At 71.7% G+C, this 22,614-nt stretch carries 19 protein-coding genes, 1 tRNA gene and 1 pseudogene; 7 read left to right on the forward strand and 14 right to left on the reverse strand.

What is annotated here, in order from left to right; translation table 11 throughout:
• Positions 1-172 precede the first annotated feature (172 nt).
• Entirely contained in the window at positions 173-754 is a 582-nt protein-coding gene (locus QC282_RS21195) for a hypothetical protein (RefSeq protein WP_279551101.1), read from the reverse strand.
• Positions 755-910: 156 nt separating this feature from the next.
• On the reverse strand, positions 911-1,753 hold the full coding sequence (locus tag QC282_RS21200) for a MurR/RpiR family transcriptional regulator (RefSeq protein WP_279551102.1): 843 nt from the start codon (positions 1,751-1,753) through the stop codon (positions 911-913).
• A 181-nt stretch (positions 1,754-1,934) separates the two neighbouring features.
• Between QC282_RS21200 and QC282_RS21205 the strand changes: the two genes are divergently transcribed.
• Positions 1,935-2,366 carry a hypothetical protein gene (locus QC282_RS21205; RefSeq protein ID WP_279551135.1) on the forward strand — a complete coding sequence of 144 codons (432 nt, stop codon included), beginning with the start codon at positions 1,935-1,937 and terminating at the stop codon, positions 2,364-2,366.
• Between the two features lie 345 nt (positions 2,367-2,711).
• Here the strand turns inward: QC282_RS21205 and QC282_RS21210 are convergent, their stop codons facing one another.
• On the reverse strand, positions 2,712-4,100 hold the full coding sequence (locus tag QC282_RS21210) for a cystathionine beta-synthase (RefSeq protein ID WP_279551103.1): 1,389 nt from the start codon (positions 4,098-4,100) through the stop codon (positions 2,712-2,714).
• A gap of 162 nt (positions 4,101-4,262) precedes the next feature.
• On the opposite strand from QC282_RS21210, the gene QC282_RS21215 reads away from it, so the two are divergent.
• The 3 genes from QC282_RS21215 to QC282_RS21225 all read left to right on the forward strand — a co-directional run bounded on the left by QC282_RS21215 (position 4,263) and on the right by QC282_RS21225 (position 7,797).
• Complete coding sequence (locus QC282_RS21215) at positions 4,263-5,285, forward strand: SGNH/GDSL hydrolase family protein (RefSeq protein WP_279551104.1); 1,023 nt, start codon at positions 4,263-4,265, stop codon at positions 5,283-5,285.
• A 204-nt stretch (positions 5,286-5,489) separates the two neighbouring features.
• Complete coding sequence (locus QC282_RS21220; RefSeq protein ID WP_279551105.1) at positions 5,490-6,710, forward strand: acetyl-CoA C-acetyltransferase; 1,221 nt, start codon at positions 5,490-5,492, stop codon at positions 6,708-6,710.
• Between the two features lie 310 nt (positions 6,711-7,020).
• The gene (locus QC282_RS21225; protein ID WP_279551136.1) at positions 7,021-7,797 is read left to right on the forward strand and encodes a hypothetical protein; all 777 of its coding nucleotides are present in this window, start codon (positions 7,021-7,023) and stop codon (positions 7,795-7,797) included.
• A 1-nt stretch (position 7,798) separates the two neighbouring features.
• Here the strand turns inward: QC282_RS21225 and QC282_RS21230 are convergent, their stop codons facing one another.
• A complete protein-coding gene (locus QC282_RS21230; RefSeq protein ID WP_279551106.1) occupies positions 7,799-8,110 on the reverse strand; it encodes a hypothetical protein in 312 nt (103 codons plus the stop codon).
• A 102-nt stretch (positions 8,111-8,212) separates the two neighbouring features.
• Between QC282_RS21230 and QC282_RS21235 the strand changes: the two genes are divergently transcribed.
• Complete coding sequence (locus QC282_RS21235; protein WP_028803887.1) at positions 8,213-8,443, forward strand: DUF4287 domain-containing protein; 231 nt, start codon at positions 8,213-8,215, stop codon at positions 8,441-8,443.
• A gap of 99 nt (positions 8,444-8,542) precedes the next feature.
• Here QC282_RS21235 and QC282_RS21240 read toward each other — a convergent pair whose 3' ends face one another.
• The 3 genes from QC282_RS21240 to QC282_RS21250 form a co-directional block, all read right to left on the reverse strand.
• Positions 8,543-9,433, reverse strand: coding sequence for a Bax inhibitor-1/YccA family protein (locus QC282_RS21240; protein WP_279551107.1), 891 nt, complete (start codon positions 9,431-9,433; stop codon positions 8,543-8,545).
• 182 nt (positions 9,434-9,615) lie between these two features.
• The gene (locus tag QC282_RS21245) at positions 9,616-10,791 is read right to left on the reverse strand and encodes a 4-hydroxybenzoate 3-monooxygenase (protein ID WP_279551108.1); all 1,176 of its coding nucleotides are present in this window, start codon (positions 10,789-10,791) and stop codon (positions 9,616-9,618) included.
• Between the two features lie 171 nt (positions 10,792-10,962).
• Positions 10,963-11,046 (reverse strand) — tRNA-Leu (locus QC282_RS21250).
• A gap of 495 nt (positions 11,047-11,541) precedes the next feature.
• Here QC282_RS21250 and QC282_RS21255 point away from each other — a divergent pair.
• Positions 11,542-12,315, forward strand: a complete 774-nt coding sequence (locus tag QC282_RS21255) for an ABC transporter ATP-binding protein (RefSeq protein ID WP_336621082.1) — start codon at positions 11,542-11,544, stop codon at positions 12,313-12,315.
• A gap of 47 nt (positions 12,316-12,362) precedes the next feature.
• A pseudogene (locus QC282_RS21260) lies at positions 12,363-14,888 on the forward strand (ABC transporter permease); the annotation flags it as partial.
• Positions 14,889-14,993: 105 nt separating this feature from the next.
• On the opposite strand, the gene QC282_RS21265 reads toward QC282_RS21260, so the two are convergent.
• The 7 genes from QC282_RS21265 to QC282_RS21295 form a co-directional block, all read right to left on the reverse strand.
• Positions 14,994-16,295, reverse strand: a complete 1,302-nt coding sequence (locus QC282_RS21265; protein ID WP_279551137.1) for a cyclopropane-fatty-acyl-phospholipid synthase — start codon at positions 16,293-16,295, stop codon at positions 14,994-14,996.
• Positions 16,296-16,520: 225 nt separating this feature from the next.
• Positions 16,521-17,909: an NAD(P)/FAD-dependent oxidoreductase gene (locus tag QC282_RS21270; RefSeq protein WP_279551110.1), complete on the reverse strand. Its 1,389-nt coding sequence runs from the start codon at positions 17,907-17,909 to the stop codon at positions 16,521-16,523.
• Between the two features lie 467 nt (positions 17,910-18,376).
• Positions 18,377-19,213, reverse strand: a complete 837-nt coding sequence (locus QC282_RS21275) for a hypothetical protein (RefSeq protein WP_279551111.1) — start codon at positions 19,211-19,213, stop codon at positions 18,377-18,379.
• Between the two features lie 11 nt (positions 19,214-19,224).
• Positions 19,225-20,355, reverse strand: a complete 1,131-nt coding sequence (locus QC282_RS21280) for a family 43 glycosylhydrolase (protein WP_279551112.1) — start codon at positions 20,353-20,355, stop codon at positions 19,225-19,227.
• Between the two features lie 198 nt (positions 20,356-20,553).
• A complete protein-coding gene (locus QC282_RS21285; protein WP_279551113.1) occupies positions 20,554-21,507 on the reverse strand; it encodes a Ppx/GppA phosphatase family protein in 954 nt (317 codons plus the stop codon).
• Entirely contained in the window at positions 21,504-22,031 is a 528-nt protein-coding gene (locus QC282_RS21290) for a DUF501 domain-containing protein (protein WP_279551114.1), read from the reverse strand. The genes QC282_RS21285 and QC282_RS21290 overlap by 4 nt, the downstream gene beginning before the upstream one ends.
• Before the next feature lie 62 nt (positions 22,032-22,093).
• Positions 22,094-22,567, reverse strand: coding sequence for a septum formation initiator family protein (locus tag QC282_RS21295; RefSeq protein WP_279551115.1), 474 nt, complete (start codon positions 22,565-22,567; stop codon positions 22,094-22,096).
• Between the last annotated feature and the right edge of the window lie 47 nt (positions 22,568-22,614).

Genomic DNA, 22,614 nt, shown 5'->3' on the forward strand with positions numbered 1-22,614 from the left:
GCGGACGCGGGCCACCACCGACCGAACGCCCCCGTCACAGAACCCGGCGACCCCGCCGACCGATCCGCACACCCCACCCGCCGCCCACGCCACCACCCCGGCCGACGCGGGCCACCACCGACCGAACGCCCCCGACACAGAACCCGGCGGCCCGGCCGACCGAACGCTCCCGCTAAACCAACGCCGCCGTGCGTCGGCGGGCGCCTCCGGGGGCCGCGTCGCCCGCCGCGATGCCCGTGCCGCGGTAGCCCTTGACGGTCTTCCCGGCCGGACGGCCGCCCGCGGTGAGCCAGTCGACGCGCACCCACAGCAGCACCTCGTCGGCCCGCTCCAGCCGCCCGAACCACGCGGCCTTCAGCCACAGCCCGGCGCCCGTCCCGGCCAGCAGCATGCCGCCCGCCGCGGGCACGGCGAACGCGCTGCCCACCGCCGCCAGGAAGGCGAGCAGCAGCCACCAGCGGTGTCCCCGGCGCCAGTTGCGGGTGGTCACCGCCCGGTCCTGGAGCACGTCGTGCTTGCCCGCGCGGGCCGCCGAGCGGGCCCGCGCGCGGTACCGGCCACGCCGCGCGTACGCCACGACGGCCGCCGCGACCAGGAACAGCGCGGCCCCGGCCAGTACCCCGATCCGGCGTCCGGTCAGCCCCGGCACCGCCGTGCCGATGCCCGCCGCCAGTACGCCCAGCCACCACAGCGGCGCCGCCCCGGCCCGTAGAACGACGGCCACCCGAGCCAGCCCCTGTCCTCCGCGTGCCACGTCAGCCTCCCGTCTCACGTCTGTCGAAGTTCGCGCAGTGCGAAGTGTCCGAAGGATGTAACGGAGTTTTAGGACAGGCACGTTAGCGAGGCAAGGTGAGACGAATCTGAGAATCGGCGACCGGCGCCCCGGACCGGCCACGGCCGGCCACGGGGCTCACTCCACGAACAGGCCCCTGGCCGCCGCCCGCGCGTCGAACTCCTCCAGCCGCGCCTGCGCGTCCGGCAGGTCGTCGCACATGGCCTCCAGCAGCACCCGGCCCAGCAGCATCGGGCCGCAGGCCGTGTCGAAGGCGAGCGCGGTCCCGACGGCGGCGGGCAGCAGCAGGTCGGACACCTTGGCGACCGGCGCGAAGGCCGAGTCGGCCACGGTCACCACGGTCAGCCCCGCCTCCTTGGCGTGGGCGAGGGTGTCGACGACCTCGCGGGGATGCCGGGGCAGCGCGAAGCAGATGAGCGCCGTCGCACCGGCCCGGACGGCGGCGTCGATGCGGTCCTGCACCATCGTGCCGCCCTCGCCCAGCAGCCGTACGTCCGGATGGACCTTGGCGGCGAAGTAGGCGAAGCCGTACGCCTGTGCCGCCGCCGCGCGCAGTCCGAGGACGGGCAGCGGGCGGGAGGCGGCGAGCAGCCGTCCCGCCCTGCGCACGGGCCGGGGGTCGGCCAGCGCCTCCGACAGGTGCCTGAGGTTCTCGATCTCGGCCTCGACGGCCTGCTGGAACTCGTTGAACGAGCCCGTGTCCGCCGTCTGCTCCGGGGGCGCCACCTCGCGCAGGTGGCGGCGCAGGGCCGGGTAGCCGTCGAAGCCGAGGGCGACGGCGAAGCGGGTGACGGACGGCTGGCTGACCCCGGCGAGCTCGGCGAGCTCCACGCTGGACAGGAACGGCACGTCGGCGGCGCGGCGCACCATGCTGTGCGCGATGCGCCGCTGGGTCGGTGTCAGCCGGTGCCCCTCGAAAAGCGCCTGCAGGCGCGCGGCAGGGCTGTCGGTCACGCTCATGACGTGCTCCCCCTCCAGATGTCCGGTCGAGCCCGGACAGTACCGGGTGGCTCCATACTCTTCAGCCTTTGGAAATCTGCATACCACTATGCAGCGACGGGCGCGTTCCCCCGCTCCGACAGGGGGGTTAGCCCCAGTGCGGCGGCCGGTGCCGCTCCCTACCGTGATGAGCATGACCGGAATGGACGCGCGGGACACCGACCTCAAGAAGGAACTCGACGCCACCCTGCAGGCGCGCAGGGAGCTGGGCGAGGAGTACGAGTCCGCGCTGGTCGACTCGTTCCTGGAGAAGGTCGACCAGCGCATCGACGGCGCCGTGGAGCGGCGCGTGCGCCGGCAGTTCGCCGAGCAGCAGATGGTGACGGCCCGGGACGCGCGGTCGCCGAGGGCCACCGACATCTGGGGCGAGCGGTTCGGCTTCGGGATCGTCTCGCTGGTCCTCGCCGTCCCGCTGTCCGCGATCGGCGGCGGCGTCGCGGAACTGCCCGGTCTGCTGGTGGCGTGGGCGGGCATCGTCGGCGTCAACGTGGTGCAGGCGGCCCGCCTGAACCCGGGCCTGTTCGGCCTCGGCCGCCGCCGCGGGCGGGGCGGGGACGACGGGTGGCAGGACTGAGATTCCGGCGAACGTCCGGTGAACCACCGGCGCCGGCGTCGAACTTGCGGTGATCAACGACCTTCCCGGACTTCGCGGAAGTGGTACGAGCGCGTCACGTCCGCGCAGCACCTGCTTAACACGCGTCCGGCACAGTAGTGGTTGTCGGCAGGGCGGGAGCGGCTCCCCGCTCGGTCGGCACCGTACGGCGCCAAGGAACCTCCGGAGCGGCTCCCGGGCCTCCCTGGACGCCACGGACGCGCAAGCCCGGCCCTGACCCGGCCCGCGTCCCTCGCGGGGACCGCCGTCGTCCCGCCCCCCGTAACGGGGGTGCGGCGGTCCCCGCGCACAGCTTCTTCCCTCGCGTCACTTCCCGTTCTTGGCGAGGAAGGACAGCAGGTCCTGCCGGCTGACGACGCCGGTCGGCTTGCCCTCGACGAGGACGATCGCCGCGTCGGCCGAGCCCAGCACCGCCATCAGGTCCGCGACGGGTTCGCCGGAGCCGACCTGCGGCAGCGGTGCCGACATGTGCTTCTCCAGGGGGTCGTCCAGCGAGGCCCGCTTGTTGAACAGGGCGTCCAGCAGCTCCCGCTCCACGACCGAGCCGACGACCTCGGCGGCCATCACGTCCGGGTGACCGGCGCCGGGCTTGACGACCGGCATCTGCGAGACGCCGTACTCGCGCAGCACGTCGATGGCCTGGCCGACGGTCTCGTCGGGGTGCATGTGGACGAGGGAGGGGATGTGGCCGCCGGCCTTGTCCTCGATCACGTCGCCGACGCGCGCGCTGGGGCCCTCGTCCTCCAGGAAGCCGTAGTCGGCCATCCACTCGTCGTTGAAGATCTTGCTGAGGTAGCCGCGTCCGCTGTCCGGGAGCAGTACGACCACGACGTCGTCCTCGGTGAGCCGCTCGGCGACGCGCAGCGCGGCGACGACCGCCATGCCGCAGGAGCCGCCCACCAGCAGGCCCTCCTCCTTGGCGAGGCGGCGGGTCATCTGGAAGGAGTCCTTGTCGGACACCGGCACGATCTCGTCGGCGACGGTCCGGTCGTACGCGGTCGGCCAGAAGTCCTCGCCGACGCCCTCGACCAGGTACGGCCGGCCGGAGCCGCCCGAGTAGACGGAGCCCTCGGGGTCGGCGCCGATGACCTTCACCTTGCCGTCACTGGCGTCCTTCAGGTACCGGCCGGTGCCGGAGATGGTGCCGCCGGTGCCGACGCCCGCGACGAAGTGGGTGATCTTCCCCTCCGTCTGCTCCCACAGCTCCGGGCCCGTGGAGTGGTAGTGGGAGAGCGGGTTGTTCGGGTTGGAGTACTGGTCGGGCTTCCAGGCGCCCGGCGTCTCGCGGACCAGCCGGTCGGAGACGTTGTAGTACGAGTCGGGGTGCTCGGGGTCGACGGCGGTGGGGCACACGACCACCTCGGCGCCGTACGCGCGCAGCACGTTGATCTTGTCCGTGGAGACCTTGTCCGGGCAGACGAAGATGCACTTGTAGCCCTTCTGCTGGGCCACGATCGCCAGGCCGACGCCGGTGTTGCCGCTGGTCGGCTCGACGATGGTGCCGCCGGGCTGCAGTTCGCCGCTCTGTTCGGCGGCCTCGATCATGCGCAGGGCGATGCGGTCCTTCACCGAACCGCCGGGGTTGAAGTACTCCACCTTGGCCAGGACGGTCGCCCTGATGCCCTTGGTCACGCTGTTGAGCCTCACCAGCGGGGTGTTGCCGACGAGGCTGATCATCGAGTCGTGGAATCGCACCGTTGTCTCCGGATGCTGCAAATGGCAAATGGTGTGGTCGTGATGCACCGCCAGCCTATGGCCTCGCACAGCCCGGAAGTGCTGTTCACTGGCTGTTGAGATTGGACGACGGTTCGTACGGGGCAAGCAGGAGGTAGGGCTTCGAGGAGGTGGCGGCGACGCATGACGAGCATGTCGAGGGCGAGGGCGGCCCGGCGGATCGCGGCCGGGGCGGCGTACGGCGGAGGCGGGATCGGTCTGGCGGGCGCGGCCACGGTCGGGCTGCTGGTGGCCGAGATGCAGCTGGCCCGGCGCCGGGTCGGCAACGGCACGCCGCCCCGGGTGCCGAACGCGGAAGGGCTGTACGGCGGATCGCTGCCCGCCTCCGGTGAGCCGCCGCTGCGGCTGACGATGCTGGGCGACTCCACGGCCGCCGGGCAGGGGGTGCACCGGGCGGGGCAGACGCCGGGCGCGCTGCTGGCGGCGGGCCTCTCGGCGGTCGCGGAGCGCCCGGTGGTGCTGCGCTCGGCCGCCGTTCCCGGGGCCCGGTCGGACGATCTGGAGCGCCAGGTGTCGCAGGTGCTCGCGGACACGGGCGGGCTGCCGGACGTCTGCGTGATCATGATCGGCGCGAACGACGTGACCAACCGGATGCCGGCCACCCGCTCGGTGCGCTGCCTGTCGGCGGCGGTCCGGCGGCTGCGGACGGCCGGCGCGGAGGTGGTGGTCGGCACCTGTCCCGACCTGGGCACGATCGAGCCGGTGCGGCAGCCGTTGCGCTGGCTGGCCCGGCGGGCGTCCCGGCAGCTGGCCGCCGCGCAGACGATCGGCGCCGTCCAGCAGGGCGGGCGCACGGTGTCGCTGGGCGACCTGCTGGGCCCGGAGTTCGCCGCCAACCCGCGCGAGCTGTTCGGCCCGGACAACTACCACCCGTCGGCCGAGGGGTACGCGACGGCGGCGATGGCGGTCCTGCCGACGGTGTGCGCGGCGCTGGGCCTGTGGCCGGAGGAGGAGCATCCGGACGTCTCCCGCCGCGAGGGCTTCCTGCCGGTGGCGCGGGCGGCGGCGGAGGCGGCCTCGGAGGCCGGTACGGAGGTCGCGGCGGCGATGCCGAGCGGTCCCCGGGGTCCGTGGGCGCTGCTCAAGCGGCGGCGCCGGCGCCGGGTGCCGGAGGCGGAGCCGACTCCTTCGGGGCAGGCCTCGTGACGGTGTGGAGCGGGCCGGTCACCCAGGCGGGAAAAGCAAGCGCTTAGAAAACTGCGGCGCGGGTCACACCGCCTGACCCGTGACCTGGGCCATACGTACGGGTAACTTCCCAGACAACCCAACCGGTCCCGTACGCCCGCCCGTCTCCCGACCACCGCCCCCGAACGAGGCGCTGCGCGCCACCCCTTCCTCCATGGAGCCGTGATGCCCGAAGCCGTGATCGTCTCAGCCACCCGCTCCCCCATCGGCCGCGCCTTCAAGGGCTCCCTCAAGGACCTGCGCCCCGACGACCTCACCGCCACGATCATCCAGGCCGCCCTCGCCAAGGTCCCCGAGCTCGACCCGAAGGACATCGACGACCTGATGCTGGGCTGCGGCCTGCCCGGCGGCGAGCAGGGCAACAACCTCGGCCGCATCGTCGCCGTGCAGATGGGCATGGACCACCTGCCGGGCTGCACCGTCACGCGGTACTGCTCCTCGTCCCTGCAGACCTCCCGCATGGCCCTGCACGCCATCAAGGCCGGCGAGGGCGACGTCTTCATCTCGGCCGGCGTCGAGACGGTCTCCCGCTTCGCCAAGGGCAACTCGGACAGCCTCCCGGACACGCGCAACCCGCTGTTCGCCGAGGCCGAGGCGCGCACCGCCGAGGTCGCCCAGCAGGAGGGCACCACCTGGCACGACCCGCGCGAGGACGGCCTGATGCCCGACCCGTACATCGCGATGGGCCAGACCGCCGAGAACCTCGCCCGCTGGAAGGGCGTCACCCGCCAGGACATGGACGAGTTCGGCGTCCGCTCGCAGAACCTCGCCGAGGAGGCCATCAAGAACGGCTTCTGGGAGCGGGAGATCACGCCGGTCACGCTGCCCGACGGCACGGTGGTCGCCAAGGACGACGGCCCCCGCCCCGGCGTCACCCTGGAGGGCGTCCAGGGCCTCAAGCCGGTCTTCCGCCCCGACGGCCTGGTCACCGCCGGCAACTGCTGTCCGCTGAACGACGGCGCCGCCGCGCTCGTCATCATGAGCGACACCAAGGCCCGCGAGCTCGGCCTCACCCCGCTCGCCCGGATCGTCTCCACCGGCGTCTCCGGCCTGTCCCCGGAGATCATGGGCCTCGGCCCGGTCGAGGCCTCGCAGCAGGCGCTGCGCCGGGCCGGCCTGACCATCGACGACATCGACCTGGTCGAGATCAACGAGGCGTTCGCCGCCCAGGTGATCCCCTCCTACCGCGACCTCGGCATCCCGCTGGAGAAGCTGAACGTCAACGGCGGCGCCATCGCCGTCGGCCACCCCTTCGGCATGACCGGCGCGCGGATCACCGGCACGCTGATCAACTCCCTCCAGTGGCACGACAAGCAGTTCGGCCTGGAGACGATGTGCGTCGGCGGAGGCCAGGGCATGGCGATGGTCATCGAGCGCCTGAGCTGAACCGGACGGCCGTCCCTGACCACCTGATCCCGTTCGTGTGACGGGAGTTGAACCGAGCGTCACCGAATCGGCCCGGAACCCCGGAACCACCGGGGTTCCGGGCCGTTTTGTGATCCAATCTCCCTCAGGATGTGACCTATCTCCCTCTGCAGGGAGATTCCCGCAGGTCAGAGCCGATGTCATGGTAAGCGCGAGACCAAAGCCCTGTCCGTTTCGTGACGTTACGCACTGACAGGAGGTTAGTCCGCCCTTCAAGCTGATGTAGGAAGTCGGGGGTCGACTTTGAACCGGGAGTACGTCAGTGAGCGCCATGCCGATCGCCCTGCTGATCACCACGGCCGCCACGGGCGCCGTGGGCGTCGCCGTCCTGCGCACCCTCGTGGTGCTGCGTCGCCAGGTCGCGGCCCTGCACACCGAGCTGGCCGAGAGCCGTGCCACGCGCGCGGCCGTCCCCGCCGCCCGCACCGCCGCCGAGGCCGATGAGATACGCGCGGCCGTGGCCGAGGCGCTGGCCGAGGAGCGGGAGCGCGAGCTCGCCGAGGCGCGCGCCTTCTGGGCCGCGCAGGAGGCCCGTGACGCCGCCGACGCGCCGACGCTGCTGGGCCTGCCCGACAGTGAGCTGTTCCTGCCCCGGCAGGCCGACTTCGCGGGCCTGGAGCCCTTGGAGCCGGTGACCGAGCCGGGCGGGGAGACCGACGAGTCCGCCGGGGAGTCCCCGGAGCTGGCCGCGGCCCGCCGCCGGCACCCCTCGCACCCGGACTTCGTCCCGTCGCCCTCACCCATGGTGAACGACCACGAGCGCACGGTCGCCACCCTTGAGGAACTCGCCACGTCCCGCGTCGAACTGACCGACGTCCGCCCGGGCCCGCTGGGCACCCTGGACGTCTACGTCTTCGCCGACGGAACGACCCTGTGCATGACGCCGGGCCACCGCGAGACCGCGGACCGGCTGGCGGCCGCCCTGCGCGCGGGCGACACCCCGTACCTGCTCGGCGGCTCCGGGATCTCCGGCGCCTACACGCTGACGTTCTCCTGCGGCGAGGAGAACGTCTACATCCTGGCCGACCGGGTCATCGCGTCGCTGTAGCTCACACCCCGGCCCGCTGCTGGGCCTCGCCCACCAGCCGCACCGCCTCCTCGACGTCGCCCTCGCTCGTCAACGTCAGGGCCAAGTCGTGCCCCGCGACGGTGATTTGGTCGGCGGCGGCGAACATGCCCGCGTCCGGCATCTCTCTCGGCTCCACGCCGGGGAACTCCCGCAACTGCGCCCGCCGGGCCAACTCCCGGGCCAGCGCCAGCGCCTCGGCGGCGGCCCCCCGCTGCAGCCGGCTCTGCGGCGCGGCCCGCAGACGGTCGGCGAAGTGATCCACGGCACGGGTCAGGGGCGTCGTATCAACCACGCCGCGAGCGTACGCGTCCCTGCGGCACTGTTGCCAACGGGCGAACGCTCAGGCACGGTGACCTGAAGGACCGGCTTACATCCCATACGTCCGGAGGCGCCGATGTCCCAAGTCTTCTCCGAGGAGACCCATCGCAACCTGCTCGCCCGTATTCCGCACTGCACCGGTCGTGAGATCTCCGACTGGCTCCGCACCGTCGAAGAAGGTCCCGCTCTCTTCCGCTTCGAAGAGAAGGTCAGCTGGCTCCGCGCCGAACACAACCTCGCGTACGGCCACGCGAAGGCGATCATCCACGAGTACGACCTGAGGAGGGCCGCGCGCAAACTGCTCTAGGCGCGCACACGGTCTCGACGACGAGACGAGACGACGAAGGGCCCCGGACGGGATCCGGGGCCCTTTCGCACACCCGCGGGCAGGCCGCGGGGTGTGCCGCTAGTCGTTGCTGCTGAGGATCGAGATGAGCCGCAGGAACTCGAGGTAGATCCACACCAGCGTCAGCGTGAGGCCGAAGGCCGCGAGCCACGCCTCCTCGCGCGGGGCGCCGTACGCCAGACCGTCCTCGACCTGCTTGAAGTCCAGGGCGAGGAAGCAGGCGCCGAGCAGGATGCCGATGACGCCGAAGACGACGCCGAGGGGACCGCTGCGGAACCCGAGGCCGTCACCGCCGCCGAACACCGCGAACAGCAGGTTCACGGCCATCAGCAGGATGAAGCCGAGGGCGGCCGCCATCACGAAGCCGTAGAAGCGGCGGTTGACGCGGATCCAGCCCGCCTTGTAGGCGATCAGCACACCGACGAAGACGGCCATCGTGCCGAGCACCGCCTGCATGGCCGCACCGCTCGCGATGCGGTTGTCGACGATGCTGGAGATCACGCCGAGGAAGACACCCTCGAACGCGGCGTACGTCAGGATCAGCGCCGGGGACGCCTTGCGCTTGAAGGACTGCACGAACGCCAGGACCATGCCGATCAGCGCGGCACCGATACCGATGCCGTAGCTGCGGTTGATGTTGGCGTCGTCGACCGGCAGCAGCGCCCAGGAGAGCGCGGCCGTGACGATGAGCACGCCGAGCGTGGTCGCCGTGCGCATGACGACGTCGTCCATCGTCATGCGGTCGGTGGTGACCGGCGCCTGCGGCGGCGCACCGTACGGCGCCTGCTGCGCGTACGGGTTCTGCGCGTACGGGTTGGCGGTCTGCTGGGCGTACGGGTTGCCCTGCGTGGCGACGGCGGGTCCCCCGGCCTGCGGCGCGGTGTTGAAGCCCGCGTAGCCGTTGTCGCGGCTGAACCCCCGTCGCGAGAAGACCGGGTTTCTGCTCCTCATTGCACTCCTCCATGGCCACACTGCGTGGCCTTGGCTCAAGGGTAATAGGTAGGCAAAGGATTGACCCTAGTGCTTGGGGAGGATCTTTCCCTCTTGGTGCTGCGCAACACGCTACGCGGCTCCGTGATTCCCGACACCCGAGGGTGCCGGTTCATGACGGACCTGCGACAAGACGGCGACGCTCACGCCAGGGGGAAGCCCGTGTAGCCCTCGGCCAGGTCGGTCTCGGCGGCGCGGGAGGAGGCGATGCGGTCCAGACGGGCGACCTGGAGGCGGTCCTCGAAGGGAGTGGCGTCGGGCGCGCGGTGCAGGAGCGTCGTCATGTCGTAGGAGAACCGCTCGGCCTGCCACACGCGGCGCAGGCAGGTCTCCGAGTAGGCGTCCAGCAGCGCCGCGGAGCCGGTCTCCCGCCGGTGGGTGAGCGCCCGGGCGAAGGTGACGACGTCGCCGACGGCGAGGTTGAGTCCCTTGGCCCCGGTCGGCGGCACGATGTGGGCGGCGTCCCCGGCCAGGAAGAGACGGCCGTGCCGCATCGGCTCGTGGACGAAGGAACGCATGGGGGTGACGGACTTCTGGGTGATGGGGCCCCGGGCGAGGCTCCAGTCGTCGGCGGTCTCGAAGCGGCGCTCCAGCTCGTCCCATATCCCGTCGTCGCTCCACGCCGCGGGGTCCGTGCCGTCCGGCACCTGGAGGTAGAGGCGCGAGACGGACGGGGAGCGCATGGACAGCAGGGCGAAGCCGCGGTCGTGGCGGGCGTAGACCAGCTCGTCGTGGGAGGGCGGCACGTCGGCGAGGATGCCGAGCCAGCCGAAGGGGTACGTCCGCTCGAAGACGCGGGACGACTCGGCGGGTACCGCCTTGCGGGCCACGCCCCAGAAGCCGTCGCAGCCGACGACGTAGTCGCACTCCAGGACGTCCTCGGCGCCCTGGTGCCGGAAGCGGACGCGCGGGTGGTCGGTGCCGGCGTCCTCGACGGCCAGGGCCTCCGCCTCGAACAGCAGCGGGCCGCCCTCCTTGAGCTGGAGGGCGATGAGGTCCTTGCAGACCTCGGTCTGGGCGTAGACCATCACGGACCGGCCGCCGGTCAGGGCGGGGAAGTCGACGCGGTGCCGTCTGCGGTCGAAGCGCAGTTCGATGCCGTCGTGCCGCAGCCCCTCGCGGTCCATGCGCTCCCCGGCGCCGACCGCGCGCAGCACGTCGACGGTGCCCTGTTCGAGGATTCCGGCGCGCTGGCGCCGTTCGACGTAGGCGCGGTCGCGGCTCTCCAGGACGACCGAGTCGATGCCGGCGTTGTGGAGCAGCCGGGCGAGCAGGAGGCCGGCCGGTCCGGCTCCGATGATGCCGACGGTGGTGCGCATCGGTCGTTCCTCTCTGGTTCGCTCTTGTTCGCATGGTGAAATTTCCTTCACCATTGCCGGACGTCAGTTTCCGATCGCACAAGGGCGGCTGTCAACGGTCGCGTCGTGAAGTCCTCGATGGGGCGTGCACGAAAAAAAGGGCCGCGAATGCGGCCCGGCGTGCGTCGGAAGTGCCCGGAGCCGGACTTGAACCGGCACGCCCGCGAAGGGGCAGCGAGGTTTAAGCTCGCCGTGTCTGCATTCCACCATCCGGGCAGGCCATGGGCTCCGCAAGAGATTCCGAGCCTATCGGGGCGCCTCCCTCCCGCCACTGACGCTCGGAACTGATGTTGTCTTATTTTATTGATGCCTGAGGGTGCATCAGACACCGGGGCAGGCCATCCGCACTTGCCAACAGCCTTGCGTGTGACGTGCGGTGGCGCATGCGGAATGACGGAATTTCACCGCCCGAACGAGGGAGCTCCACCTGTTCTCGACCGAACCTCGACTCAGGGCCGCCCGTCATCCCCAGGTATGACACGACCGCACCTGGTCCGACCCCAGTCGCCCCCCGGAACGGGAACAGCGGCTGACTACACGGCGCCTCGCGGACAGGACGATGGATCAGGCGCCGGGGACACGTCCCGACGCCGCCCGGCGCCATGCGCGTCGCCGTCCTCGCCGACTCCCGGCACCATGCGCGTCGCCGTCCTCGTCGACGTCCCGGTCCCGGTCCCAGTCCTCACCCTCGTCCCACAGGAGTGTCTTCCCGTGACCACCACCGCACCCGTCGCCGGACGGTCCACCGCCGTGGCCGCACGCGCCACGGATCTGTCGAAGATCTACGGACAGGGCGAGACCCAGGTGGTCGCCCTGGACCGGGTCTCCGTCGACTTCCGGCAGGCCGAGTTCACCGCGATCATGGGCCCTTCCGGTTCCGGCAAGTCCACGCTGATGCACTGCGTCGCCGGCCTCGACACCTTCTCCTCCGGTTCGGTGCGCATCGGCGAGACCGAGCTCGGCTCCCTGAAGGACAAACAGCTCACGAAGCTGCGCCGGGACAAGATCGGCTTCATCTTCCAGGCGTTCAACCTGCTGCCCACCCTGACCGCCCTGGAGAACATCACCCTCCCCATGGACATCGCCGGCCGCAAGCCGGACAAGGCGTGGCTGGACGACGTGATCCGGATGACCGGCCTCGCGGACCGGCTCGGCCACCGGCCGTCGCAGCTGTCCGGCGGCCAGCAGCAGCGCGTCGCCGTCGCGCGGGCCCTCGCCGCCCGGCCCGAGATCATCTTCGGCGACGAGCCCACCGGAAACCTCGACTCGCGCTCCGGCGCGGAGGTGCTCGGCTTCCTGCGCAACTCGGTGCGGGAGCTCGGGCAGACGGTCGTGATGGTGACCCACGACCCGGTGGCGGCGGCCTACGCGGACCGCGTCGTCTTCCTGGCGGACGGACGGATCGTCGACGAGATGTACGGGCCGACGGCCGACTCGGTGCTCGACCGCATGAAGGCGTTCGACGCCAAGGGCCGCACCAGCTGAAGCCCCCGCCGACCCCCGTCCGCCCCTCTCACCGAGAAGAACCCCCCATGTTCCGTACCGCCCTGCGCAACGTACTCGCGCACAAGGCCCGGCTCCTGATGACCGTGCTCGCCGTCATGCTCGGCGTGGCGTTCGTGTCGGGGACGCTGGTCTTCACCAACACCATCTCCGAGGCGTACCAGAAGAGTTCCGCCAAGGGCTTCGACCAGGTCGACGTCGCCGTCCGGCCCGAGTACCAGGACGCCGAGGGGGACAAGGTCGGCAAGGCGCCCGAGCTGACACAGGCGCTGCTCGACCGCAGCGCGCGGGTGCCGGGCGCCGCCTCCGCCATCGGCGTCGTCGGCGGCTTCACCGCCATGGCCGACAAGGACGGCAAGCTGATCGGCGACGGCTTCCAGTCCCGGGGCGGCAACTACTGGGGCGCGAAGGACCCCCGGTATCCGCTGGTCGCCGGACACGCCCCGAAGGGCAGCGGCCAGATCCTCGTCGACGCCGAGACCGCCGAGCGCGCCGGCTACGAGGTCGGCGACACCGTACGGCTGTCGGTCGACGGGCCCGTGCTGACGCCGGTGATCACCGGCATCTTCACCACCGACGACGGCAACGTCGCCGCCGGCGGCAGCCTCGCCCTGTTCGACACGGCGACCGCCCAGCGGTTGTTCGGCAAGGCGGGCACGTACGACGAGATCGCCGTCGAGGCGAAGGCGGGCGTCACGCAGGCCGCGCTCAAGGCCGAGCTGGACCGGGCCCTGCCCAAGGACGTCACCGAGACCACCACCGGCAAGCGGCTCGCCGACGACCAGGCCGAGGTGATCGCCTCGTCGATGAGCGGGATGAAGCAGGGCCTGCTGGTGTTCGCGGGCATCGCCCTGTTCGTCGGCACCTTCATCATCGCCAACACCTTCACCATGCTGGTCGCCCAGCGCACCCGGGAACTGGCGCTGCTGCGCGCCGTGGGCGCCTCCCGCGGGCAGGTCACGCGGTCGGTGCTGGTCGAGGCGTTCGTCGTCGGCACGGTCGCCGCCGTGACCGGTCTGCTCGCCGGCGTCGGCATCGGCGCCGGGCTGCGGTCCCTGATGGGCTCGCTCGGCGCGACCGTGCCCGACGGGCCGCTGATCGTCACGCCCGGCATGGTCGGTGCCGCCCTCGCGGTCGGCGTCCTCGTGACCATGCTCGCCGCGTGGCTGCCCGGCCGGCGCGCCGCGAAGATCCCGCCGGTGGCCGCGATGAGCAGCGTGCACGCCAAGGCGACCACCAAGTCGCTGGTGCTGCGCAACACGCTGGGCGCGCTGTTCTCGGCGGCGGGCGTCGCCGTCGTGCTGGCCGCGACCACGATGAACGGCACGGACGGGCAGGCCCCGATGGGCCTCGGCGCGGTCCTGCTGATCATCGGCGTGTTCATCCTGACGCCGCTGCTGTCCCGGCCGCTGATCGCCGCCGCCTCGCCCGTGCTGCGCGCGTTCGGCGTCTCCGGCAAGCTCGCCCGGCAGAACTCGGTGCGCAACCCGCGCCGCACGGCCGCCACCGCCTCCGCGCTGATGATCGGCCTGACCCTCATCACCGGCATGACCGTGATGGCGGGCAGCCTGCAGAAGTCCATCGACAAGATGGCGTCGGCGGCGATCCGCGCCGACTACGTGGTGTCCATGGCGAACGGCAACACGCTCTCCCCCGACGTGGCGAAGAAGCTCGGCGAGACCGACGGCGTCACCGCCACCAGCCCGCTGCGCAACGCGCCGTCCCGCATCGACGGCGAGACCGAGTACCTGACCGGCGTCGACGGCTCCACGATCGGTGAGCTGACCGACCTGGACATGAAGGCCGGCGCCTTCGAGGTGGGCGGCAGCCGGGTCGTCGTCGACGACGACACCGCGACGTCGCACGGCTGGCGGCCCGGGTCCGCCTTCACCGTCTCCTACGAGGACGGCGACAAGCAGCGGCTGACGGTCGCCGGAGTCTACGTCGGCAACGAGATGATCCGCGGCATCATGCTCGACACCGCGACCCTCACCCCGCACCAGAGCGACCCGACCGACATGCAGGTCATGGTGAAGACGTCCGACGGCACGTCCGGCGCGGTCAAGGACAGGCTGGAGAAGGCGCTGGGCGACAACCCGGCGATCGCCGTCCAGGACAAGGAGGACATCTCCGAGGACATCGCGCAGATGTTCACGCTGATGCTGAACATGGTCTACGGCCTGCTGGCGATGGCCGTGATCGTCGCGGTCCTCGGCGTCGTCAACACCCTGGCCATGTCGGTGTTCGAGCGCTCCCAGGAGATCGGCATGCTGCGCGCCATCGGCCTGGACCGCCGGGGCGTCAAGCGGATGGTCCGCCTGGAGTCCCTGGTGATCTCCCTGTTCGGCGGGGTGCTGGGCATCGGCCTTGGCGTGTTCTTCGGCTGGGCGGCCGGTGAACTGCTCGGCACGTCGATGGCGACGTACGAACTGGTCCTGCCCTGGGGCCGGATGGCTGTCTTCCTGCTGCTGGCGGCGACGGTCGGCGTCCTGGCCGCGCTGTGGCCGGCGCGGCGGGCGGGCCGCCTGAACACGCTCCAGGCGATCAAGGCCGAGTACGGCCACGCGCACCGGGGCCCCGTTCCTCCGCGAGCCGGGAGGGACGGGGCCCCGGTGCGGCCGGTTCCGGGGCGGGCCCGGTGCGGCCGGTTCCGAGTGCCGTCAGTTCCAGGTGCGCGAGCGCAGCGGCAGGCCCGAGACGCCGGACTCCGGGGTCTTCACGGCCAGGACCTGGTTGACACCGATGCGGTTGTGCTCGAAGGCCAGCGCCGACGCCGCCATGTACAGCCGCCAGACGCGGGCCCGGCCGGGGCCGGCGAGCTGCATGGCGCGCCGCCAGTCGGCCTCCAGGTTGGCGACCCAGCGGCGCAGCGTCAGCGCGTAGTGCTCGCGGATCGACTCCACGTCGCGCACCTCGAACCCGGCGCGCTCCAGCTGGGTGACGGTGGTGCCGAGCGGGGCGAGCTCCCCGTCCGGGAAGACGTAGGCGTCGATGAACCCGTTGACGTTGTAGGCCGATTCGTCGCGCCGCGGGCGGCGGGCGATCTGGTGGTTGAGGAGCCGCCCGCCGGGCCTGAGCAGCCCGTGCAGTTCCCGGGCGTACTCCAGGTAGCGGTCGGCGCCGACGTGTTCGGCCATGCCGATGGAGGAGATCGCGTCGTAGGGGCCGTCGCGGACGTCCCGGTAGTCCTGGACGCGGATCTCGACCCGGTCGGTGAGTCCCTCGTCGGCGACGCGCTTGCGGGCGTAGGCGGCCTGCTCCTGGGACAGGGTGATGCCGACGACGCTCACGCCGTGCTCGCGGGCGGCCTGGACGGCCATGGAGCCCCAGCCGCAGCCGACGTCCAGGAGCCGCTGACCGGGCGTCAGGGCGAGCTTGCGGCAGACGAGTTCGAGCTTGTCGCGCTGGGCGTCCTGCAGGGTGCCGCCCTCGGACTCGGGGGCCTGCCAGTAGGCGCAGGAGTACACCATGGACGGGCCGAGGACGATCTCGTAGAAGTCGTTGCCGACGTCGTAGTGGTGGCTGATCGCGCGTCTGTCGGTGCGCCTGGTGTGCAGGTGGCCGCGGCGCCCGCGGACCTCCTCGCGGGGCGGGGCGGGCGGCAGCGGCGGCACGGCGAGCTTCACCAGCCCGCGCACCGCGGACCGCACCCCGGGGTCGCGCAGGGCCTCCGCGAGGGTGCGGGCGTCCTCGTCGCGCTCCCAGAGGAAACCGGCGAGCAGGTCGAGCGCACTGTAGAGGTCGCCTTCGACGTCCAGGTCGCCGGCCACCCAGGCGCGGGCCAGGCCGAGTTCACCCGGCTTCCACAGCAGACGGCGCAGCGCGCGGCGGTTGCGGACGATCAGGGTGGGCGCGCCCGGCGGACCCGCCGTCGATCCGTCCCAGGCGCGGATGCGCACCGGGAGTGGCACTCCCAGCAACTGTTCGAAGAGGCCGTTCAGCCGCAGCGCGGCGTCTGTCATGACGCACACCTCCGTGAGGACGATCCCGGGTGACCCCTTTCTACGTAAACACCAGGACGCCCGCCGTACAGTCCCGCATTGGGGTTATGTCCGAGCAAAATACCTGCACACGGCATGCAGTTGGGTGCCGGGGAAGCGCCCGTCCGGGTTGCCCGGGAACGCCGAAGGGGCCGCCCGCACCACGGATGGCGGGCGGCCCCTTCGGGGCGGACGGTGACCGGAGGGTCAGGAGGCCTTGGCCTTCTCCTCGGCCTTCTCGGCCTTCGGCGCGGCGACCGGCGCCGGCTTGGCGGCCTCGTAGAACTCCTCGCGCGGCGTCTCGATCGCGCCGAGCGAGACGACCTCGCGCTTGAGGAACACGGCGAGCGTCCAGTCGGCGAAGACCCGGATCTTGCGGTTCCAGGTCGGCATCGCCAGACCGTGGTAGCCACGGTGCATGTACCAGGCGAGGCGGCCCTTGAGCTTGATCTTCATCTTGCCGAAGACGATCATCGCGACGCCCTTGTGCAGGCCGAGGCCGGCGACGGCGCCCTTGTTGGCGTGGCTGTACTCCTTCTGCGGGAAGCCCCGCATGCCGGAGATCACGTTGTCGCCGAGGACCTTGGCCTGCCGCAGCGCGTGCTGCGCGTTCGGCGGGCACCAGGCGTTCTCGTTGCCGGCCTTGCGGCCGACCAGGTCCGGGACCTGGGCGTTGTCGCCCGCGGCCCAGATGTAGTCGGTGCCCTTGGCCTGGAGCGTCGCCTCGCAGTCGACGTGACCGCGCGGGCCGAGCGGCAGACCGAAGCGGGACAGGGCCGGGTTCGGCTTGACGCCGGCGGTCCAGACGATCGTGTTGGAGTCGACCTCGAGGCCGTTCTTCAGCACCACGTGGCCGTCGACGCAGGACTCCATGGAGGTGGACAGGTAGACCTCGACGCCGCGGCCCTCGAGGTGCTCCTTGCCGTACTTGCCGAGCTTGGGACCGACCTCGGGGAGGATCTTGTCCGCCGCGTCGACGAGGATGAAGCGCATGTCCTCGCGGGACACGTTCTTGTAGTACTTCGCGGCGTCCCGGGCCATGTCCTCGACCTCGCCGATGGTCTCCGCACCGGCGAAACCGCCGCCCACGAAGACGAAGGTGAGCGCCTTGCGGCGGATCTCCTCGTCGGTGGTGGAGTCGGCCTTGTCGAGCTGCTCGAGAACGTGGTTGCGCAGGCCGATGGCCTCCTCGATGCCCTTCATGCCGATGCCCTGCTCGGCGAGGCCGGGGATCGGGAAGGTGCGGGAGACCGCGCCCATCGCGACGACGAGGTAGTCGAAGGGCAGCTCATACGCCTCGCCGACGAGCGGGGCGATGGTTGCGACCTTGCGGTCCTGGTCGATGGTGGTGACCCGGCCGGTGAGGATCTCCGCCTTGGGGAGCACGCGTCGCAGCGGGACGACGACGTGACGCGGGGAGATGCTGCCGGCGGCGGCTTCGGGGAGGAAGGGCTGGTAGGTCATGTACGAGCGGGGGTCGACGACCGTGACGGTCGCCTCGCCGTAGCGCATCTTCTTCAGAATGCGACGAGCTGCGTACAGGCCTACGTACCCACCGCCTACTACGAGGATCCTGGGACGCTCCGTGGTGCTCATGCCATCGAGTATCCACCCGCTTGAGGGGGGTGGCTCGTGCGCCCCTTCACAAGCTCCGACAGGGGTTGTGCTAAACTCCGCGGCCCTCGTGACCGAGGTCATGGCGGCGAGGGGGAACCCGTCCACCGGCCGGCCCGTTGTCAATGCCGCGTGAGCTGCCTCTCTGGCCGATCGGGCGTTCTGTGAGGGCTCCGCGGGCCGCCTCCGGGAGACGGCTGCCGGACCGCTCGATTCCGGCCTTCTGAACGTGTTCAAGCGGTTGTTGAGGCCCCGGAAGGGTCAAGAGCGTCCGTTCGGGGCCACGAGCGGACCGAATTCCTTGTGAAGAACTTCACGAACTTTCTCGCGGACACCGTCCCGAGGGGCCCGTTCGGACCCCTCGGGGACGCTCACACGCTACCCGACCTGCTCACCAGAGAGCTACCCGCCAGTAATATATGGCGGTGTCCGGCCCCTCGGAGCCGGGGTCAGACCAGCCGGATGCGGAAGAGAGCGACGCGCGCGTCATGGCCGTCGACGCGCATGTCCACCGTGCGCGTGCCCAGCAGTTCGAGCCGGACCCGGCCGTCGCCGGGCATCCAGTTGATCCGGTCGATCCCCCGGAAGAACACCTGCCGCTCGGCCTTCCAGCCGGTGGCCCTGGCGTAGTCGGGGTTGTTGGTGTCCGCCGTCCAGATGACCGCGCGGCCCGCCCGGTGGTGGGCCAGCACGCGGTCCTTGTGCTTCTGCTTGTGCAGGTCCCACTCGTCGCGCAGGTCCGGGTTCCGGGAGCCGTTGTGGGCGTTGGCGATGTAGTGCGTGTTGATCAGCGCGAACTCCAGGGCCGGGTGGCGGGAGTGCCGCACCACGGCCTCGTTGATCCAGCGCGGCGGGGTGACGCCCGAGATGCCGCCGTGGACGAAGGTGCTGCCCCGGCTCACGACCGTCCAGGGCGCCGGGACGGACAGCGGAACCCGGTAGGCCGTGTCGTGCCACAGGAACGGGTTGGCGTAGGCGTCGCCGAAGTACCGGGTGATGTACGACCGTTCGCGGCTGTCCCCGTCGCCCTCCCGGATCTCCTGCCACCCCACCAGGGGGCGGTGACCGGTGTCGCAGTACCGCACGTCCCGGATCGCGGCCTCGCGCGCGCCCAGGTTCGTACGGCCGATGTTCGCGGTGACGACGGGCAGCCGGATCCAGTCGGTCGACGCGGACGCGGGGGACGCGCCCGCCACCACGGCGCCGCCCGCCAGAGCGCCGCCGAGAGCGAGCAGCCCGCGCCTGCTGATCTTTCCGCTGCCGTGACGTCCAGAGCTTTGGGACATGGGGTGCCCTTTCATGACGGGGAGAAGAAGGAGGCGATCCGGGGCACGCCGGCGGACGTCCAGCCGAGCCGGCCGGCGTACAGCCGCCGTACGGAGGAGTCGCGCACGCCGTCGCGGTCGGCGTCCCGGTAGGCGTGCAGGAAGAAGTCGACGTTGCCGTCCTGCCAGGTGGTGACCAGTCCGCCCGGTCCGCACAATCCGTCCCGCGACGCGATCAGCGTCCCGCCCCGGGACGTCGTCGTGCCGGGGAACCCGTCGGGATAGGACCAGCCCGCGCGCGGCCACGCGTTCTTCAGCCACACGGTCCGGTAACTGCAGTCGGCCCAGTTGTTCCACGAGGCGAACAGGTAGTACGCGCCGTCGCGCACCACCATGTGCGGGTTCTCGATCTGTCCGCGGGCCCGGGACAGCAGGACGTCGCTGGAGCCCACCGGAGCGGTCCAGTCGGCGTTCAGCTCCAGGCTCCACAGCTTGGTGCCGGGGTTGGGTTTCTGGCTCTTGAACAGCAGGACGTGGCGGCCGTCCCGGGCCGTGAACACCGACGGGTCGATGAAACCCACGCCGCCGGTCACGGGCGCGGACGCCCCCGGGTGGTCCGAGCCCGGCGGGCACACCAGCGGTCTGCGGTCGACCGGCGTGTAACGGCCGGCCGCGCCGCCGGTCGACACCGCGACGCCGATGCAGCGCTGGTTGCCGTCGACGAGCCCGGTCACCTTGGCCGCGTAGAACATCACCCACGTGTCGCCCCGCACGTGCTGGATCTCCGGGGCCCAGATGCCGCCGCCGCTGGACCAGGTGGGCAGCCTGGTCAGTGCCGCGTGCCGGTACGTCCACGGCCCGCGCGCGGTCGGCGCGGTGAGCAGCGGTCCCAGCGCGCCGGTGGCCACCGCGACGTACTGGCTGCCCGACCGCGCGACCGCGGGGTCGGGGAAGTTGCCGCCGTACACCGGCCGCGGCTCCGCGAGCGCCGTCCCGGTGCCGCTCGCGGCCGGGGCGGACGACGGCACCTCGGCAAAGGCCGATGCGGACGACGGCACCTCGGCAAAGGCCGATGCGGCCGCCGTCTCCGGTGGCCCGGTGACCAGGGCCGCGGTCAGCGCCGCCGCCAGGGCCGTCACCGCGACCGTTCGCCGTATCCTCATCGTCTTCGCGATCCTCTCGATCGGTCCGACGTCCCCGCCCGTCCGCAGCGTCCGGTCGGGCAGCCCTCGGCGAGCCGGTTGCCCGGGACGTCGGTGTCCCGGCGATTGAAGAGGGCGGGGATACAAAGCGGATACATCCCTGCGAGCCGGGCGGACCGCCGGGCCGGGCGGACCGCCGGGCCGGGGCCCGGCGGTCCGTCAGCGGGCCTGTGCCGCCGCGGCGAAAGCGATGCCGTCCAGGATGTCGTGCTCGCTCACCACGACCTCCTCGGCGCCCGTCCGCTCCATGATCGTGAGGAGGATGAGGGCGCCCGCCGCGATCACGTCGACGCGGCCAGGGTGCATGGACGGGATCCCGGCGCGCTCGGCGTGCGTGGAGCGCAGCAGCCGGTCCGTGATCTGCCGGACGCGCTCGCGCGAGACGCGGGAGTGGTGGATCGCCGTCGAGTCGTACTCGGGCAGGTCCTGAGCGATCGCGGAGACCGTCGTGACCGAGCCGGCCAGCCCGACCAGCGTGCGCGCCTCGCGCAGCGGGACCGTCTCCTCGGCCAGGTCGAGGGCCGCCACGATGTCGGCCCGCATCGCCGCGATCTGCTCCTCGGCCGGCGGGTCGGCCACCACCCCGTCCGTCACCAGGTGCCGCTCGGTCATCCGGACGCAGCCGATGTCGACGGAGCGGGCCGCGCGCACGTGGTCGTCGCCGACGACGAACTCGGTCGAGCCGCCGCCGATGTCCACGACCAGGAGCGGCCGGTGCAGGTCCTGCCGCCCCGCCAGTTCCTTGGTGGCGCCCGTGAAGGAGAACTCGGCCTCCTGGTCGCCGGTGACGACCTCGGGCTCGACGCCGAGGATGTCCAGCACGCCGCGCACGAAGTCGTCGCGGTTCTCGGCGTCGCGGGAGGCGGAGGTGGCGACGAAGCGCAGCCGCTCGGCGCCGTGCTCCTTGATGATCTCGGCGTACTCGCGGCAGGCCGCGAAGGTCCGTTCCAGCGCCTCGGGGTCGAGCCGGCCGGTGCGGTCGACACCCTGACCGAGACGGACGACGGTCATCCGGCGGTCGAGGTCGACGAGCTCACCGGTGGCGGGGTCGCAGTCCGCGACGAGCAGCCGGATGGAGTTCGTACCGCAGTCGATGGCGGCGACCCGGGTCACTGGGCGTCCCCTTCCGTGATCACGCAGGTGCCCTTGCGCCACCACTCCGGCAGCATCGCGAGGGCCTCGTCGCCCAGCGGGTTCACACCGGGGCCGGCCGCGAGGGAGTGGGCGACCAGGACGTGCAGGCACTTCACGCGGTCCGGCATGCCGCCGGCGCTGGGGAAGTTCCTCAGCTCCTCGATCTCGTCGCGGCGCCGGACGTAGTCCTCGTGCGCGGCCCGGTAGGCGGCGGCCAGCTCCGGGTCGGCGGCCAGCCGCTCCGTCATCTCCTTCATCACGCCGTTCGCCTCCAGCGTGCCGATCGCCGAGTTCGCCTTCGGGCACGTCAGGTAGTACAGCGTCGGGAAGGGCGTGCCGTCGGGCAGGCGGGGCGCCGTCTCCACGACGTCCGGCTGCCCGCAGGGGCAGCGGTGCGCGATGGCCCGCAGGCCGCGCGGCGGCCGCCCGAGCTGCTGCTTGAAGGCCTCGACGTCCGCGTCGGTGGGCTCGGTGCGCGGGGTGGGCGGCGGGGGCGTTTCCATACCTGTCTTTCTCGACCTGGCCTTCTCGGCCTGTTCCGTTCCGGCCTGTCTGTTTCGCTGGGTCACTCGGCGGCGTCGGACTTGTCGACGCCGTCCCAGATGTTCGCGTACCAGGGGCGGTCGGCCCGTCCCCGGTCGGCGCGGGACTGCTGGACGGCGTCCGGGTCGACCACGACGTACCCGGTCTCCCCGGGCATCACGTAGTGCAGCCGCTGCCGGATCTGCTGCTCGGCGTACGCGTCGTCCTGCCAGCGCGCCTTGAGGTCGCGCAGCCGTTCGACGCGCTCCTTCGCCTGCTGCTTCTGCCGCTCCAGGTCGGCGATCTCGGCGCGCTGGGAGACGTACTGCCGCATCGGGTAGGCCAGGGCCACGACGAGCGAGCAGACCACCAGGGCGAGCAGCGCGGCCCGGCCGGTCAGCCGGGAGCGGCGGGCCTGGCGCCGGGTCTGCGAGCGGTAGACCCGGGCCGCGGTCTGTTCGCCGAGCAGCTTGAGCCTGGTCGTGGTGGAGAACCGGTCCCGGTCCTTCACGGCCATGTCTCCCCGCCTCCCGTTCACACGCGCGTACGTCCCCGCACACGGTA

This window comes from Streptomyces sp. DH24, from assembly GCF_029813775.1.
Lineage (GTDB): Bacteria > Actinomycetota > Actinomycetes > Streptomycetales > Streptomycetaceae > Streptomyces.